Raw genomic sequence first — 14,751 nt, 5'->3', positions numbered from 1 at the left:
GGGCTCGGGCTCGAGCGTCGCGGGACGCCAAACGTTTCGGGAATGCTGCGATGTCGCTGCTGGACACCTTCTTCAACGCCGACGTCATGATCTCCAGCCTGCCGGCACTGCTGCGCGGCTTCCTGAACACGCTGCTGCTCGGAATCATGAGCATCGGCATCGGTATTCCCGTCGGCCTCGCGATCAGCCTGGTGCGGCTCTATGCGCCAAAGCCGCTTCGGCTGCTGGCTGTCGGCTACATCGACATTTTCCGGGCGATGCCGGTGCTGGTCGTGCTGATCCTGATCTACTATGCGCTGCCGTTTCTCGGCATACGCCTGTCGTCTTGGACTTCCGCGGTGATGGCGTTCGCCATCATCATGGCGGCCTATTCGGCCGAGGTGTTCCGCTCCGGCATAGAAAGCATTCCGCGCGGCCAGTTCGAGGCGGCGCAGGCGCTCGGCCTGCCGTTCTTGCTGACCTTGCGCAAGGTAGTGCTGCCGCAGGCGATCCGCGTCGTCATTCCACCGATGACCAGCAACTGCGTTTCGATGTTCAAGGACACCTCGCTCGCCTCCACCGTGGCGCTGCCCGAACTGCTGAAGGAAGCGACCAACGCGCAATCGCTCTATGCCAACCCCTCACCGCTGATTGGCGCCGCGCTGGTCTATCTCATCTTTCTCTGGCCGATGGTCCGTCTCGTCAGCCTCCTTGAACGCCGATTTCAAACCGAAAAGACCCGCTGAATCTGTCAGCGCACTTCGCAGGAGACGACCTTGAACCAGCATCAGATTTCGAAAACGGGCGATGCCGCAGCTTTCCCGGTCGAGACGATCCGCGCCATGTTTCCCGCCTTGCAGCAGGCCGGCGACTTCATCTTCATGGACAATGCCGCCGGCGCGCAGATCCCGCAAAGTGTGCTCGACGCGGTCACCAACCATTTGGTCGCGCATAATGTGCAGCGCGGCGGCCGCTACGGCCGCAGCGTCACCGTCGATCAAGCCGTCGCTGGCGCGCGCGAAAGCGTGGCCTTGCTGATCAACGCCACCAACCCGGCGGAGATCTGTTTCGGCATGAACGCCACTTCGTTCATCCGCCTGGTCAGCCTCGGCATCGGCCAGATGCTTTCTGAGCGACCAAACGGGGAGCGTGACGAGATCGTCATCACCGACATGGATCACGATGCCAATATCGCGACGTGGCTGGCGCTGGCACCCGCCGGCGCCAAGTTCAAATGGTGGCGGATGCGCGAGGACGGCAATCTGCATGTCGACGATTTGCGCCCGCTGGTCTCCGAGCGCACCCGCCTCGTGGCCTGCACGGTGACGGCGCATTCGATCGGCTCGATCGTCGACGTTGCTTCAGTGGCTGGGATCGCGCATGCGGCAGGCGCCGAAGTGTTCCTCGACTGCGTGCATTACGGCCCGCACGGGCTGATCGATGTGCAGGCATGGGACTGCGACTATCTGGTCTGCTCCGGCTACAAGAATTTCTCGCCGCATATGGGCTTCCTGTGGGGCCGCTTCGAAACGCTGAAGCGTCTGCCGACCTTCCGCGAGGACTTCATTCCCGACGAGCCGCCCTATAAGATCGAGGCCGGCACCTTCATCTACGAGAACGTCTCCGGCATGGATGCCGCGGTGCGCTATCTCGAATCGATCGGCCGCAATTTCGCTCCAGCCAATAACCGATCGCGCCGCGACAACATCGTCGCCGGTATGAATGCCATTCGCGATTACGAGCAGGTGCTGGCGCGCGAAATGCTGGCGGTGCTCAAAGATTGCGGCGCGATGATCTACGGCGTGGCCGAAGAGGCACGCCTCCGCGAGCGCGTGCCGACCTTCTGCTTCAACATCGGCACGCTGTCGCCGCAGAGGATCGTCGAGGAGATGGCCGAGATGCAGATCGGCATTCGCGACGGCCACATGTATGCGCCGCGCCTGATGAAGCGGCTCAACCTCAGCATGGACAGCGGCGCCGTCCGCGCCTCGCTGGTGCATTACAATACGATCGAGGAAGTCCGGCGCTTCGGCGAGGCGCTTCGCACCATCATTGCCCGGCTGTCCTGATCGGGCTGGCCGGCGGCGCCGGCGCGATCCTCGTGAAGGGCGAAGGCGGTCGCACCCGGGTTCTCCAAGCCGAGGCGCAACTGCATGCTTGGGATCAGGTAATCGCCGCCATTCTGCTGCCGATAAGGAATGGGCTGGATTGTCTCGAGCGTCCGCATCCTTTCGCGCAGTCGCTCCGCGACAGGCTCGAAATCGGCCTCCCCGAAACGGTCCACCCTGTAGACCACGAACGGCGGAAGCACGTCGTAGCCCGGATAGTATAGAATCCCGTGGTTGATCGGGAACAGCAGGTCGTCGATCGGGCCGTTGACGCCGCGGGCGGAATAATGCTCCTCCCAGCCGCCGGTGGTAACGATTAGCATCGCGCGCTTGCCGGCGAGCGTTCCCTCGCCAAAGCGGTCACCCCACCTCTTATCGCTGTGCTCGCCGACGCCATAGGCGAAGCCGTAGGCATACACCCGATCGACCCAGCCCTTGAGGATCGCCGGCATGGCGTACCACCACAGGGGAAACTGGAGGATCAGGGTGTCGGCCCATAGCAGCTTGTCGATCTCCGCTTTGACGTCATCGGTCAGAGTGCCGCTCGCAAAAGCTTTTTTGGAGGCGCCGGCCGGCAGGAAGCGTGCTTCGGGCGGCCACGACGGAAAGTCGGCACGGTCCACCTCGGATTTCCAGCCATCGGCATAGAGGTCAGACACCCGCACCTCGTGGCCTTGGGTCTCGAGCTCCCTGATGGCGACGTCACGCAGTGCGCCGTTGAGCGAATTCGGTTCAGGATGAGCAAAAACAAGCAGGACTTTCATGGGTCTACTCCGAAGAAGGACGGGTAGCCAGCCGTCGGCTAATCCACTATATGTAGGAAATGTATAAGATAATGCCGAATAATGGATAAATCGGTCACCCTCGAGCGCATGCGCACCTTCGTTCGCGTCGCCGAGCGCGGCAGCCTCTCGGCGGTGGCGCGCGAGCTCGGAGTTGGTCAGTCGACGGTCACGCGGCATCTGCGGGAGCTCGAGGAGGCCGTCGGCGTGCCCTTGCTCAGCAGGACCACCCGGCGTGTCACGATGACCGATGAAGGCAGCCGTTACTATGCCGACAGCGTCCAGATCCTGCGCCTCGTTGGGCAGGCCGGCGATGAGGCGCGAGGCACGCGCGGCGCATCGGCTGGCACGATCCGGATATCCTGCACGGCGGCGCTCGGCGTCTTGCACGTCAGCCGGCTGATCTTCGCCTTTCAGGACCGTTATCCCGACATCGGCATCGATCTCAGCCTAACCGACGAGCGCATCGACCTTGTGCGGGAGGGCGTCGACATCTCGCTTCGCCTCGGTCCGCTCACCGACAGCTCGATGAAGCTGCGGGCGCTCGGTCAGTCCCGGCGTCTGCTGGTGGCGGCGCCGGCCTATCTGGCGGCCCGGGGCAGACCGGCTGTCCCGCAGGATCTGCCTGGCCATGAAGGCATTCGGATGTCGAACATCGCGGGAAGCGACACGCTCGCCCTGCAGGGGCCGGGCGGCGAGCGCTTTGCGTTGCCCTTTGGCGGCCGATTTCGGGTCGACCATGGGCTTGCTGCGCGCAAAGCCCTTGTCGCCGGACGCGGTATCGCACCCGCCCACCACTGGCTTGTCGACGATCTTCTGGCGGCCGGCCGGCTGGAAATTATCCTGCCGGGCTATTTTCCGCCTCCCGTCCCGCTGAGCATGCTGATCGTTCCGGAGCGTGCGGGCATTGCCCGGGTGCGGCTGCTGGTCGACTTTCTCGCCGAGCAGATCTCCGGCATTCCGGGGATCGAGAAGCGGTAGCCGGCCGGCAAACCTCGCCGGATCAGGCGGCCTTCTTTTTCGCCAATCTTGCCTTGATGCTGGCGACGTCGGCACGCGGCGTCGCCGCGAACAGCGTCCTGGTATAGCTGTGCTTGGGGTCGGCGAAGACCTCGTCGCGCGAGCCGTATTCGACCGCTTCGCCGAAATACATCACCATCACATCGTCGGCGATATAGCGCACCACCGACAGGTCGTGGCTGATGAAAACATAGGTCAGTTGAAACTCATCCTGCAGGTCGGCGAGCAGATTCAGAACCTGCGCCTGCACCGAAAGATCAAGTGCCGAGACCGGCTCGTCCAGCACCAGGAGGCTGGGGTTGAGCATCAGCGCGCGGGCAATGGCGATGCGCTGGCGCTGGCCGCCCGAAAACATATGCGGGTAGCGATTGTAGTGCTCGGGGCCGAGACCGACCTTTTTCAGCATCTTCATGGCGAGATCGCGCCGCTCGCCGGCCGTGCTGTCGGTGTTGATGAGCAGCGGTTCGCCAAGCACGTCGCCGATCTTCTGGCGTGGATTGAGCGAACCATAGGGGTTCTGGAAGACAATCTGCACCTTGCGGCGCATTTCCTTCGACAGGCCGTCCCTCGCGATGTCTACCTTCTTGCCGTCGATGAAAAGCTCGCCGGAGGTCGCCGGGTCGATCAGAGTGATGATGCGGGCGAGCGTTGACTTGCCGCAGCCGCTCTCGCCGACGATGGCCAGCGTCTTGCCCTTGTCGACGCTGAACGAAACACCCTTGACCGCGTGAACCGTACGGGAGGGGCGGAAAAGCCCGCCGCCGACATGATAGTCGCGCACGATGTTCTTGCCTTCGACTACCGTCACGCTCATGTGGCGGTTCCTCCCGCGGATCGGGCTGCGACTACAGATGGGGCCGGCTCGAACAGCATGTCGGAAACAGTAGGCAACCGGTCGCCGACGGCGTTTTCCGGCAGCGCCGACAGAAGCGCGCGCGTGTAATTGCTCTTGGGGGATTCGAACAGCGACAGCACGTCGGCCTCTTCCATCTTGCGGCCCTTGTATTGGACGATGACACGGTCGGCGGTCTCGGCAACCACCCCCATATTGTGGGTGATCATGATCAGGCCCATGCCGTATTTGGCCTGCAGGCCGACCAGCAGATCGAGGATCTGCTTCTGGATGGTGACGTCGAGGGCCGTGGTTGGCTCGTCGGCGATCAAAAGCTTGGGATTGCAGGCGATGGCGATGGCGATCATGACGCGCTGGCACTGGCCGCCCGACATCTGGTGCGGGAAGGAGCCCAGCCGTTCCTCAGGGTCGGCGATGCCGACCAACTTCATCAGTTCGATGGCGCGTGCCCGGCGCTGGGCGCGGTCCATGCCCATGTGAAAGCGCAGCACCTCCTCAATCTGGAAGCCGACGGTAAAGCACGGGTTGAGGCTGGCGACCGGCTCCTGGAAGATCATCGAGATGTCCTTGCCGACAATCTTGCGCCGCTCGGACGGGCCGAGCTTAAGCAGGTCGATGCCGTCGAAGGCCATGCGGTCCGCCCTCACCGTCGCCGTGTTGGGCAAAAGCCCCATCACTGCCAGCATTGCCACTGATTTTCCGGAACCGGATTCGCCGACGATCGCCAACACCTCGCGCGGTTCGACCGACAGGTCGATGCCTTGTACCGCCATGAATGGTCCAGCGGCGGTGTCGAAGGAAACGGTCAGGTTCTTGATCTCGAGAAGAGGCATTGGATTATGACCTCTTCAGCTTGGGATCGAAGGCATCGCGCAGGCCGTCGCCGATCAGATTGATGGCAAGCACAGTGATCAGAATGGCAAGGCCGGGGAAGGTCACTACCCAAGGCGCGCGCAGGATGAACTCGCGCGCCGAGGCGAGCATCGTGCCCCATTCCGGCGTCGGCGGCTGCGCACCGACACCGAGGAAGCCGAGCGCCGCAGCCTCGAGAATGGCGTTGGAGAAGGACAGGGTGGCCTGCACGATCAGCGGTGCCAGGCAGTTCGGCAAGATCGTCCTCACCATCAAGCGAAGATGACCGGCACCAGCCACCTTGGCGGAGATGACATATTCGCGGTTCTTTTCGGCCATCACGGCGGCGCGGGTGAGACGCGCAAAATGCGGCTGCAGCACCAGCGCGATCGCCAGCATGGCGTTGAACAGCCCGGGGCCGAGGATCGCCACCAGCACCAGCGCCAGAAGCAGCGACGGGAAGGCCAGGATAATATCCATGATGCGCATGATCAGCGTGTCGACCCAGCCGCGGAAATAGCCGGCGAGCACGCCAAGCACGATGCCGCTGGTGAGCGAGAAGACGACCACCACCAGGCCGATGAACAGCGAGAAACGCGCCCCGAAAATCAACCGCGAAAGCATGTCGCGGCCGACCGCATCGGTGCCGAGCAGGAACATCGATTTGCCGCCTTGCTGCCAGGCAGGGGGCGCCAGCAGCGCATCGCGAAACTGCTCGTCGGGCGAATGCGGCGCGACGAACGGCGCAAAGACCGCCACCAGCACCAACGCCGAAAACACGACAAGGCCGATGACCGCGCCGGTGTTCATCGAGAAGTAGTGCCAGAACTCGGCGAAGGCGCGTTGCCTGCCGCCTGTCGGGATGGAGGCAGCGGTGGCTTCGGCGGCGGATTCGTCGGTCATCTCACTGCACCCGGATGCGCGGATTGATGACGGCGTAGAGCACGTCGACGATCAGGTTCACCGCCATGACGATCAGCGCGATGATCAGCAATCCGCTCTGAACGACGACATAGTCGCGCTTGCCGATGGCGTCGATCATCCATTTGCCGATGCCGGGCCAGGAAAAAATGGTTTCGGTAAGAATGGCGCCCGCCATCAACGTGCCGACCTGCAGTCCGATGGTGGTGACCACCGGAATCAGCGCGTTGCGAAAAGCGTGCAGCCCGATGACACGGCGCGGCGCCAGGCCCTTGGCGCGCGCGGTGCGGACATAGTCCTCGCCCAGCACCTCGAGCATCGCCGAGCGAGTCTGGCGCGCTATGACGGCAAGCGGGATCGTCGCCAGCACGATGGACGGCAGGATCAAATGGCTGACGGCGGATTTGAAAGCGCCGCTCCTGCCGGAGATCAGGCTGTCGATGAGCATGAACCCGGTCGTCGGCCTGAAGAAATACTGCAGGCCGATGCGGCCGGAAACCGGCGTCCAGCCGAGATAACCGGAGAAGAAGATGATGAGCAGCAACCCCCACCAGAAGATCGGCATCGAATAGCCGGTCAGCGCGACACCCATCGTCGCCTGGTCGAACCACGAGCCGCGCTTGACCGCCGCGAAGATACCGGCAGGAATGCCGAGCAGGACGGCGATGATCAACGCCACCGTCGCCAGTTCCAGCGTGGCTGGAAACAGCGCCTGGAATTCGCCGAGCACTGGCCGCTTGGTGGCAATCGATATGCCGAAATCGCCGGTCAGGACCCTGCCGATATATTCCAGGTACTGGATGACATAAGGCCGGTTGTAGCCAAACTGCTCGATGAGCTGGGCGTAGCGTTCGGGGCTGACGCCGCGCTCGCCGGCCAGGGCCAGAATGGGATCGCCGGGCAGAAGCCGGACGAAAGCGAACGCCGCCAGCGATATGCCGAACACGGTCGGGATGATCAAAGCGAGCTTGTGGAGGAGATAACGGAGCATCTTGCTTCATAGAACGGCGGCGCAGGAAGTCCAGCGCCGCCGTTCAATTTCTCAGGACTTATTCGGTGACGTCGACGCCGTCAAACCGATGAATGCCGAGCGGGTCCATAACGAAGCCCGACACCTTCTTGTTCATCGGCATGAAGACCTTGGAGTGGGCGATGGTCAGCCACGGAGCCTCACGCTTGAACACCACCTGAGCTTCCTCGTAGATCTTGGTGCGCTCGGCGACGTCCGTCGTCGCCTTGCCTTTTTTCAGCAGGGCTTCGAATTCCTGGTTGCACCAGATCGCATAATTGGACTGGCCGATGGCATCGCAACCGAGCAGGAAAAAGAAGTTGTCCGGATCGCCATTGTCCCCGGTCCAGCCCAGTTGGAAGGCGCCGTCGCGATCCTTAGCTTTGCCGCGCTGGCGATACTCCGTCCATTCGTAGCTGACGATCTCCGCCTTGACGCCGACGGCGGCATAGTCGGCCTGGATCAACTCGGCGACGCGCTGGGCGTTCGGGTTGTAGGGGCGGCTGACCGGCATAGCCCAGATCTTCATCGACAGATCCTTGACGCCTGCATCGGCCAGCATCTTCTTGGCCGCCTCCGGATCGTAGGGATCGTCCTTGATGTCCTTGTTATAGGACCACATGGTCGGCGGGATCGGGTTGATGGCCGGCGCGCCGGCGCCCTGATAGACCGCGTCGATGATCGCCTTCTTGTTTACCGCCATGTTGAGGGCCTTGCGGACCTCGACTTTGTCGAAGGGCGGCAGCGTCGTGTTGTAGGCGAGATAGCCGATGTTCAGGCCTTCCTGCTCGTCGACTTTCAGGTTCGCGTCACCCTGCAGCCCGGCAATGTCGGCCGGCGCCGGGTATGACATGATATCGCACTCGCCTGCCTTCAGCTTCTGCGCGCGCACGGCCGGATCGGGCGTGATGGCGAAGATCAGATCGTCGATCTTCTGGCGGCCGCCAAAGTAGCCGTCCCATGCCGCATAGCGTACGACCGCATCGACCTGATAGTCGACAAATTGGAACGGACCAGTGCCGACCGGCTTCTGGGTGAACTGCTGCCTGGTGCCGGCCTTGTCGAGCTGGTCGGCATATTCCTTGGAAACGATCGAAGCGAAATCCATGCCGAGGTCCGGCAGGAAGGCGACTTCAGGCTTGTTCAGCACGAACTTCACCGTCAGATCGTCGACCTTGACGATTTCCTTCAGCAGATCGGGGAAGCCCATGCCGGTGAAATACTCCCAGCCGGTGCCTTCCAGGTAGCTGTACCATGGGCTTTCTTTCTTCCACTGGCGTTCGAAGGAAAAGATCACGTCGTCGGCGTTGAGGTCGCGCGTGGGCGTGAAATAATCCGTCGTCTGGAATTTCACACCCGGGCGAAGCTTGAAGGTGTATTCGAGACCGTCGTCGGAAACCGTCCAGCTCTCCGCCAGGCCGGGCGAGATGGTGGTCTTGCCATGCTCGAACTCGACCAGGCGCGAATAGATGGTGCGCGACGAAGCGTCGAAGTCGTTGCCGCCGCTCCATGGCGACGGGTCGAAGCCGGCCGGCGATGCCTCCGAGCAATAGACCAGTTGTTTTGCATTGGCCATGCCGCCGAGGACGCTTGCAGCCAGCAACGCGGCTGCAAAAGTCAGTTTCTTTTTCATTGAGCACTCCCTGATGTTCTTCCAAGCCCCTCTATCAGGCTCGCGAAGGCCGCATATAAGCACCGTTTTTCTGGCTTTGGAACTGCTTGTTTGCCTAACCCACGGGAAGCAGAAAAAAAATCCGGCATGCGGCGAATTGTGGAAAAAACGAGCCAAATCCGCAGATCACGACATTATTAGCGACTTCAATTTTTTGTTGATCGGCGATGCCGCCAATTCGGGGAATCGAGCCGTTCGGTTCAAGAGATGCGCGTCCGAAAACCGGTCGCGGCCGAGAGCTTTGATGGCAAGTCTTGCCGCACTGCCAGGTGGGCGAGGCTTGCACGGCCGCTGCTAGTGGCAATACATAGATAGATGGACAGCGTGGTGGATTCCCCAGGCTCCGGACATTGCGGCAAGCGTGGGATACCTTTGTTTGTCAGGGGCGGCGGTGGCACTCAAGCGTGCCGAACAATAAGAATGATTGAGGGAGCGACAGGTGGCGAAACCGGCAAAGACAACAACCGCGGCGAAAGCAAAGGCCGAGGCAATATCGAAAGCGGTCAAGCCAAAAGCGGCCGCCGCCAAGCCGAAGACTACCGCGAAGGCAAGTGCGAAGCCGGCGACGAAGATCACGGCTGGAAAGACTGCCAAGCCGGCAGCCGGCAAGGCGGCGCCTGCCGCAAAGTACCCCACCGTCAAGCCGGCGGCGAAGGCAGTGCCAGCGCCCAAACAGACGGCAGCTTCAGCCAGAAGATTGCCGAAGGCGATCACCTCGCTGACCGCCGGCCTGCCTGAAAAACCGTGGCTCCAGAGTTACCCAAAGATCGTGCCGGCCGAGATCGGCGCCCTGCCCTCCAGCTCGATCGGTGACTTTCTCGTCGCCGCCTGCAAGCAGTTTGCGAACCGGCCGGCCTTCGTCTGCATGGGCAAATCGATCACCTATGCCGATCTCGAGCGACAGTCGGCTGCGTTTGGCGCCTATCTGCAATCAAAGGGGTTGCAGAAGGGTGCACGTGTCGCGCTGATGATGCCGAACGTGCTGCAATATCCGGTGGCGATGATGGCGGTGCTTCGCGCCGGCTATGTCGTGGTGAACATCAATCCGCTCTACACGCCGCGCGAGCTTGAGCACCAGCTCAAGGATTCCGGCGCTCAAGCCATTGTCATCCTCGAAAATTTCGCCTGCACCTTGCAGGCGGTGATCGCCAGGACCGCGGTCAAGCATGTCGTGGTCGCCACGATGGGCGACATGCTCGGCGGGCTCAAGGGAACGATCGTCAACTTCGTCGTGCGCCGCGTCAAGAAGATGGTGCCGGCATGGTCGCTGCCCGGCCATGTCAAATTCAACGCCGCATTGAAGGCCGGCGCCGGCGTGACCTTCAAATCCGCCGAGGTCGTGGCCGGCGACATCGCCTTCCTGCAATATACGGGCGGTACGACCGGCATCTCCAAGGGCGCGATGCTTTTGCACAGCAATGTCTTGGCGAACGTCGCGCAGAACGCGCTCTGGGTCGAAGACGCCTACACGGTCAAGCCGAAACCGGCGCATATGAACTTCCTCTGCGCGCTGCCCCTCTATCATATCTTTGCGCTCACAGTGAACGCGATGATGGGAATGCAGCAGGGCGCGCAGAACGTGCTCATCCCCAATCCGCGCGACATTCCCGGCTTCGTCAAGGAGCTGCAGAAATACCCGATCCACATCTTTCCTGGCCTCAACACGCTGTTCAATGCGCTGCTCAATAATGAGGATTTTCGCAGGCTCGACTTCAAGCCGCTGATCCTGACGCTGGGTGGCGGCATGGCAGTGCAGAAGGGCATCGCAGAGCGCTGGAAGGCGCTGACCGGCTGCCCGATCAGCGAGGCCTACGGACTCTCCGAAACCTCGCCGGGGGCGACCGCCAACAAATTCAGCGACGGAGTCTACACCGGCACGATCGGGCTGCCGCTGCCCTCGACCGAGATCGCCATCCGCGACGACGACGGCAACAATTTGCCGCTCGGCGAGGTCGGCGAAATCTGCATCCGCGGACCGCAGGTGATGGCCGGCTACTGGAACCGGCCGGACGAGACCGCCAAGGTGATGACCGAGGACGGCTTCTTCAAATCGGGCGACATGGGCTTCATGGACGAGCGCGGCTACACCAAGATCGTCGACCGCAAGAAGGACATGATCCTGGTTTCCGGCTTCAACGTCTACCCGAACGAACTCGAGGAGGTGGTGGCGCAGCATCCGGGCGTACTCGAGGTGGCGGCGATCGGCGTGCCGGACGAGCATTCGGGTGAAGTGCCAAAGCTGTTCGTCGTCAAAAAGGACCCGGCACTGACCGCCGAGATGCTGACGGCTTATTGCCGCGAGAACCTGACCGGCTACAAGCGCCCCAGATATATCGAGTTCCGCACCGAACTGCCGAAGACACCGGTCGGCAAGATCCTGCGACGAGCGTTGCGGGGCTAGGCGCAGCTTGAGCGATTGCATCGTCGGCTCTAACGCCGTGGATATAGGTTCGCGGCCAGACCCGGCAGAGTTCATCCGGGCGCACATGCGGATCGCCCCCGTGCCCGCGCTTCCCGAAATCCGGCTTTACACCGCCCATCCGGGAAGCGGCCTCAGGCGGCTTCTCGAATGGAACCAACATGGGACCGAAGAAGACGAACCTGAACCGGAGCCACCGTACTGGGCCTATGTCTGGGCCGGCGGCGCGGTGCTTGCCCGCTACATAATCGACCGGCCGGAGACCGTGGCCGGGCGTCGCGTGCTCGACCTCGGCGCCGGCTCGGGCCTCGTCGGCATCGCTGCGGCGAAAGCCGGAGCCAGCGCGGTCGTCGCGGCCGAGATCGATCGTAATGGTGTGGTTGCGCTCAGCCTCAATGCGACTGCGAACGGCGTCGCTATCATGATCGTTGGCGACGACATCACCGGCGGTCCGCCGCCACCGGTGGACATCGTGGTGGTCGGCGACCTGTTTTACGCCCGCGATCTTGCCGGCCGGGTCGTTCCCTTCCTCGACCGCTGCCTTGCTGCCGGCATCGCCGTGCTGATCGGCGATCCGGGCCGCGCCTATCTGCCGCGCTCGCGGCTTCGCCTGCTGGCCGAATACGAGGTGCCGGATGTCGGCGAGGGCAGGAATGCGGCGATGAAACCGAGCGGCGTGTTCTCGTTCGGACCAGATAACTACGAGTCTAGACCGTCTCGCTGACCCGGGCCGCAAGAAAATCGGGCAGATCAGCCACCGAATCCAGGATGACGTCGGCGATCTGTGACAGCGATTCACGTGTGCCGGTGCCGGACAGCACGCCGATCGCCAGGCCGCAGCCGCCGGCGCGCGCCATCTCCAGATCGTGACGATTGTCGCCGACCATTGCGATCGTCGCCGGCCTGAGCCCTGTCAGATCCGAAAAGGCAAGGATCGTATCCGGCGCCGGTTTTGGATTGGCCACCGCGTCGTAACCATAGGCGGCTTCGAAAAGCTGCGCGACGCCCAGCGTGACCAAGGTCTTTTCCGCGCCGCTGGTCGAGTCGTTGGTGGCGACGCCAAGCCGGTAGGATTTTCTGTGAAGCAGCCCAAGCGTCTCGACCACACCCGGCAGCGCCACGGCCATCGCCGATCCTTGCGCCGAGGTGATGGCATTGAAGCGGGCGACGGCAAGCATCTGGTCCTCGTCGGACAGCCGCGGAAACCACAGTTCGACGACGTCCATGTTGGTCCCGGAGGCAAAGATAGAATCCGGCTTGAAGCGCCTGGTGGCGAAGTCGAAGCCCGCCGCCGCAAGCAGCCTGTCTGCCTTCCAGCGATCGCCTTCGGCCGCATCCATCGCCATGAAGTCGGCGATGCCCAGCCATGTCGCGTTGAAATCCACGAGCGTGCCGTCCTTGTCGAACAATATTCCCTTGATGTCCGCCAAGCTTTTCACTCCGGGCCGCGCAAGCGGTGAATGTATTCCACCAGTCCGGCAGTCGAGGCATCCCGCTTTGCGGCATTCTCCTTGCCTTCAACGACGGGCAGCAGCCCGGTCGCCAGTTCCTTGCCGAGCTCGACGCCCCACTGGTCGAAGGAGTTGATGTTGAACAGCGTGCCTTCGACGAAGACGCGATGTTCGTAAAGCGCAATCAGCCGTCCGAATGTATGTGGGTCGAGCTTCCTGTAGAGGATCGTCACCGAGGGGCGGTCGCCGGAGAAGACGCGGTGCGGAGCAATCCTGTCGACATCGGCGGGCTTCATGCCTTTCGCCAGCATCTGCGCGCGGGCTTCCTCCAGCGTGCGGCCCTTCATGAAGGCTTCCGACTGCGCCAGGCAATTGGCAAGCAGAAGGTCGTGGTGATGCTTCAGTTCCGGCTCGTGGCCGACGGCAGCGGCGAGGAATTCGACCGGAATGAAATCGGTGCCCTGATGCAGAAGCTGGAAGAAGGCGTGCTGGCCGTTGGTGCCGGGCTCGCCCCAGACCAGCGGGCCGGTCGGCGTCGTTACAGCGCCGCCATCCAGGGTGACGCTCTTGCCGTTCGATTCCATGTCGAGCTGCTGCAGATAGGCCGGCAGCCTGGACAGACGCTGATCGTAGGGGATGACGGCGCGAGCCGGATATTTGCAGATCACGCGATGCCACCAGCCGATCAGCCCCATCAGCGCCGGCAGGTTCTTCGCCAGCGGCGCGGTGCGGAAATGCTCGTCCATCTCATGGGCGCCGTCGAGAAAGGCGCGAAAATCCTTCGGGCCTATGGCGATCATCACCGGCAGGCCGATCGCACCCCAGACGGAATAGCGGCCGCCGACCCAGTCCCAGAAGCCGAAGACGCGGTCGGCTGCGATGCCGAATTTGGCGACCAGGTCGAGCGCCGTCGAGACGGCGGCGAAATGCTTGCCGACCGCTTCCTTGCCGAGCGCCTTCTCGACCCATCTGCGTGCCGTCTCGGCATTGGTCATCGTCTCAACCGTGGTGAAGGTCTTGGAGGCGATGATGAACAGGGTGGTTTCGGCGGAAAGACCCTTCAACGTGTCGTGGATATGGGCACCGTCGATATTGGACACGTAATGCGCGCGCGGCCCGTCATGATAGGGCGCCAGCGCCAAGGTCGCCATGGCCGGGCCGAGATCGGAGCCGCCGATGCCGATGTTGACGATGTCGGTGATCTTCTTGCCGGTCGCGCCGGCCGCCTTACCGGAACGCACCGCGTCGGCGAAGGCGCCCATCGCGTCGAGTACGCCGAGGACTTCCGCCTTCACGTCCTGGCCGTCGAGCACGATGCCTTTGCCGGTAAGGTTACGCAGCGCGGTATGCAGCACGGCGCGGCCTTCGGTGACGTTGATCTTCTTGCCAGCAAACATCGCGTCGCGCCGGCCTTCGAGGTCGGCGGCCTCAGCTAGGTTCTCCAGCAACTCCATCGTCCGCGCATCGACCGCGCATTTCGACCAGTCGAGCAGCAGGTCGCCGTCGCTGGCGGAGAATTTCTCGAAGCGCTGCGGATCGGCAGCGAAAGCCTCGCGCATCGAGCCCGATTTGGCCGCACGATGATCGCGCAACAAGTCGAGCTGCTTTTGAAAGGACGATTGATCCACTGCTTCGCTCCGGTCTCTTGAGATGCATCTTATCAGGCCGGATGTTTCCGGCGCGTG

Annotated in this window: 13 protein-coding genes; 5 read left to right on the top strand and 8 right to left on the bottom strand. The window is 62.6% G+C overall.

All coding sequences use genetic code 11. The annotated features are described in order from the left end of the window. Positions 1–50: 50 nt before the first annotated feature. Positions 51–725, top strand: coding sequence for an amino acid ABC transporter permease (locus tag NKH29_RS16915; protein WP_023717875.1), 675 nt, complete (start codon positions 51–53; stop codon positions 723–725). A gap of 30 nt (positions 726–755) precedes the next feature. Then, the gene (locus tag NKH29_RS16910; protein ID WP_352548809.1) at positions 756–2,048 is read left to right on the top strand and encodes a cysteine desulfurase-like protein; all 1,293 of its coding nucleotides are present in this window, start codon (positions 756–758) and stop codon (positions 2,046–2,048) included. Here the strand turns inward: NKH29_RS16910 and NKH29_RS16905 are convergent. After that, a complete protein-coding gene (locus tag NKH29_RS16905; protein ID WP_352483288.1) occupies positions 1,979–2,851 on the bottom strand; it encodes an NAD(P)H-dependent oxidoreductase in 873 nt (290 codons plus the stop codon). The two genes, NKH29_RS16910 and NKH29_RS16905, sit on opposite strands and share 70 nt — an antisense overlap. Before the next feature lie 81 nt (positions 2,852–2,932). Here NKH29_RS16905 and NKH29_RS16900 point away from each other — a divergent pair, with 81 nt between their 5' ends. Beyond that, complete coding sequence (locus NKH29_RS16900) at positions 2,933–3,850, top strand: LysR family transcriptional regulator (RefSeq protein ID WP_353000161.1); 918 nt, start codon at positions 2,933–2,935, stop codon at positions 3,848–3,850. 22 nt (positions 3,851–3,872) lie between these two features. On the opposite strand, the gene NKH29_RS16895 is transcribed toward NKH29_RS16900, so the two are convergent. From NKH29_RS16895 to NKH29_RS16875, 5 genes are read right to left on the bottom strand one after another with little or no spacing between them, the layout of a single operon-like run. After that, positions 3,873–4,703 carry a dipeptide ABC transporter ATP-binding protein gene (locus NKH29_RS16895; RefSeq protein ID WP_352483289.1) on the bottom strand — a complete coding sequence of 277 codons (831 nt, stop codon included), beginning with the start codon at positions 4,701–4,703 and terminating at the stop codon, positions 3,873–3,875. Next, positions 4,700–5,575 (bottom strand): ABC transporter ATP-binding protein, encoded by an 876-nt coding sequence (locus NKH29_RS16890; RefSeq protein ID WP_352493740.1) that lies wholly within the window; start codon positions 5,573–5,575, stop codon positions 4,700–4,702. The genes NKH29_RS16895 and NKH29_RS16890 overlap by 4 nt, the downstream gene beginning before the upstream one ends. A 4-nt stretch (positions 5,576–5,579) precedes the next feature. Further along, on the bottom strand, positions 5,580–6,497 hold the full coding sequence (locus tag NKH29_RS16885) for an ABC transporter permease subunit (RefSeq protein WP_023717881.1): 918 nt from the start codon (positions 6,495–6,497) through the stop codon (positions 5,580–5,582). Between the two features lies 1 nt (position 6,498). Next, the gene (locus NKH29_RS16880) at positions 6,499–7,506 is read right to left on the bottom strand and encodes an ABC transporter permease subunit (RefSeq protein WP_023676822.1); all 1,008 of its coding nucleotides are present in this window, start codon (positions 7,504–7,506) and stop codon (positions 6,499–6,501) included. Positions 7,507–7,564: 58 nt separating this feature from the next. Further along, entirely contained in the window at positions 7,565–9,157 is a 1,593-nt protein-coding gene (locus tag NKH29_RS16875; RefSeq protein ID WP_023717882.1) for an ABC transporter substrate-binding protein, read from the bottom strand. A gap of 478 nt (positions 9,158–9,635) precedes the next feature. Here NKH29_RS16875 and NKH29_RS16870 point away from each other — a divergent pair, with 478 nt between their 5' ends. Together NKH29_RS16870 and NKH29_RS16865 are read left to right on the top strand one after the other, a co-directional pair. Continuing rightward, the gene (locus NKH29_RS16870; protein WP_353000159.1) at positions 9,636–11,597 is read left to right on the top strand and encodes a long-chain fatty acid--CoA ligase; all 1,962 of its coding nucleotides are present in this window, start codon (positions 9,636–9,638) and stop codon (positions 11,595–11,597) included. An 85-nt stretch (positions 11,598–11,682) separates the two neighbouring features. Further along, positions 11,683–12,339: a class I SAM-dependent methyltransferase gene (locus NKH29_RS16865; protein ID WP_084642516.1), complete on the top strand. Its 657-nt coding sequence runs from the start codon at positions 11,683–11,685 to the stop codon at positions 12,337–12,339. On the opposite strand, the gene NKH29_RS16860 is transcribed toward NKH29_RS16865, so the two are convergent. Then, on the bottom strand, positions 12,323–13,045 hold the full coding sequence (locus NKH29_RS16860; protein WP_023717885.1) for an HAD family hydrolase: 723 nt from the start codon (positions 13,043–13,045) through the stop codon (positions 12,323–12,325). The genes NKH29_RS16865 and NKH29_RS16860 overlap by 17 nt on opposite strands. A gap of 5 nt (positions 13,046–13,050) precedes the next feature. Beyond that, positions 13,051–14,694: a glucose-6-phosphate isomerase gene (gene pgi, locus NKH29_RS16855; protein WP_352640528.1), complete on the bottom strand. Its 1,644-nt coding sequence runs from the start codon at positions 14,692–14,694 to the stop codon at positions 13,051–13,053. Positions 14,695–14,751 lie beyond the last annotated feature (57 nt).

The sequence above is a fragment of the Mesorhizobium sp. M1295 genome (assembly GCF_040318135.1).
Taxonomy (GTDB): domain Bacteria; phylum Pseudomonadota; class Alphaproteobacteria; order Rhizobiales; family Rhizobiaceae; genus Mesorhizobium.
This window is presented reverse-complemented; position numbering and strand designations above follow the sequence as displayed.

Excerpts from the sequence above, each read along its gene's own strand:
- NKH29_RS16915 (WP_023717875.1), top strand. The coding sequence starts at position 51 with ATGTCGCTGCTGGACACCTTCTTCAACGCCGACGTCATGATCTCCAGC.
- NKH29_RS16905 (WP_352483288.1), bottom strand. The coding sequence starts at position 2,851 with ATGAAAGTCCTGCTTGTTTTTGCTCATCCTGAACCGAATTCGCTCAAC.
- NKH29_RS16900 (WP_353000161.1), top strand. The coding sequence starts at position 2,933 with ATGGATAAATCGGTCACCCTCGAGCGCATGCGCACCTTCGTTCGCGTC.
- NKH29_RS16895 (WP_352483289.1), bottom strand. The coding sequence starts at position 4,703 with ATGAGCGTGACGGTAGTCGAAGGCAAGAACATCGTGCGCGACTATCAT.
- NKH29_RS16890 (WP_352493740.1), bottom strand. The coding sequence starts at position 5,575 with ATGCCTCTTCTCGAGATCAAGAACCTGACCGTTTCCTTCGACACCGCC.
- NKH29_RS16885 (WP_023717881.1), bottom strand. The coding sequence starts at position 6,497 with ATGACCGACGAATCCGCCGCCGAAGCCACCGCTGCCTCCATCCCGACA.
- NKH29_RS16880 (WP_023676822.1), bottom strand. The coding sequence starts at position 7,506 with ATGCTCCGTTATCTCCTCCACAAGCTCGCTTTGATCATCCCGACCGTG.
- NKH29_RS16875 (WP_023717882.1), bottom strand. The coding sequence starts at position 9,157 with ATGAAAAAGAAACTGACTTTTGCAGCCGCGTTGCTGGCTGCAAGCGTC.
- NKH29_RS16865 (WP_084642516.1), top strand. The coding sequence starts at position 11,683 with ATGCGGATCGCCCCCGTGCCCGCGCTTCCCGAAATCCGGCTTTACACC.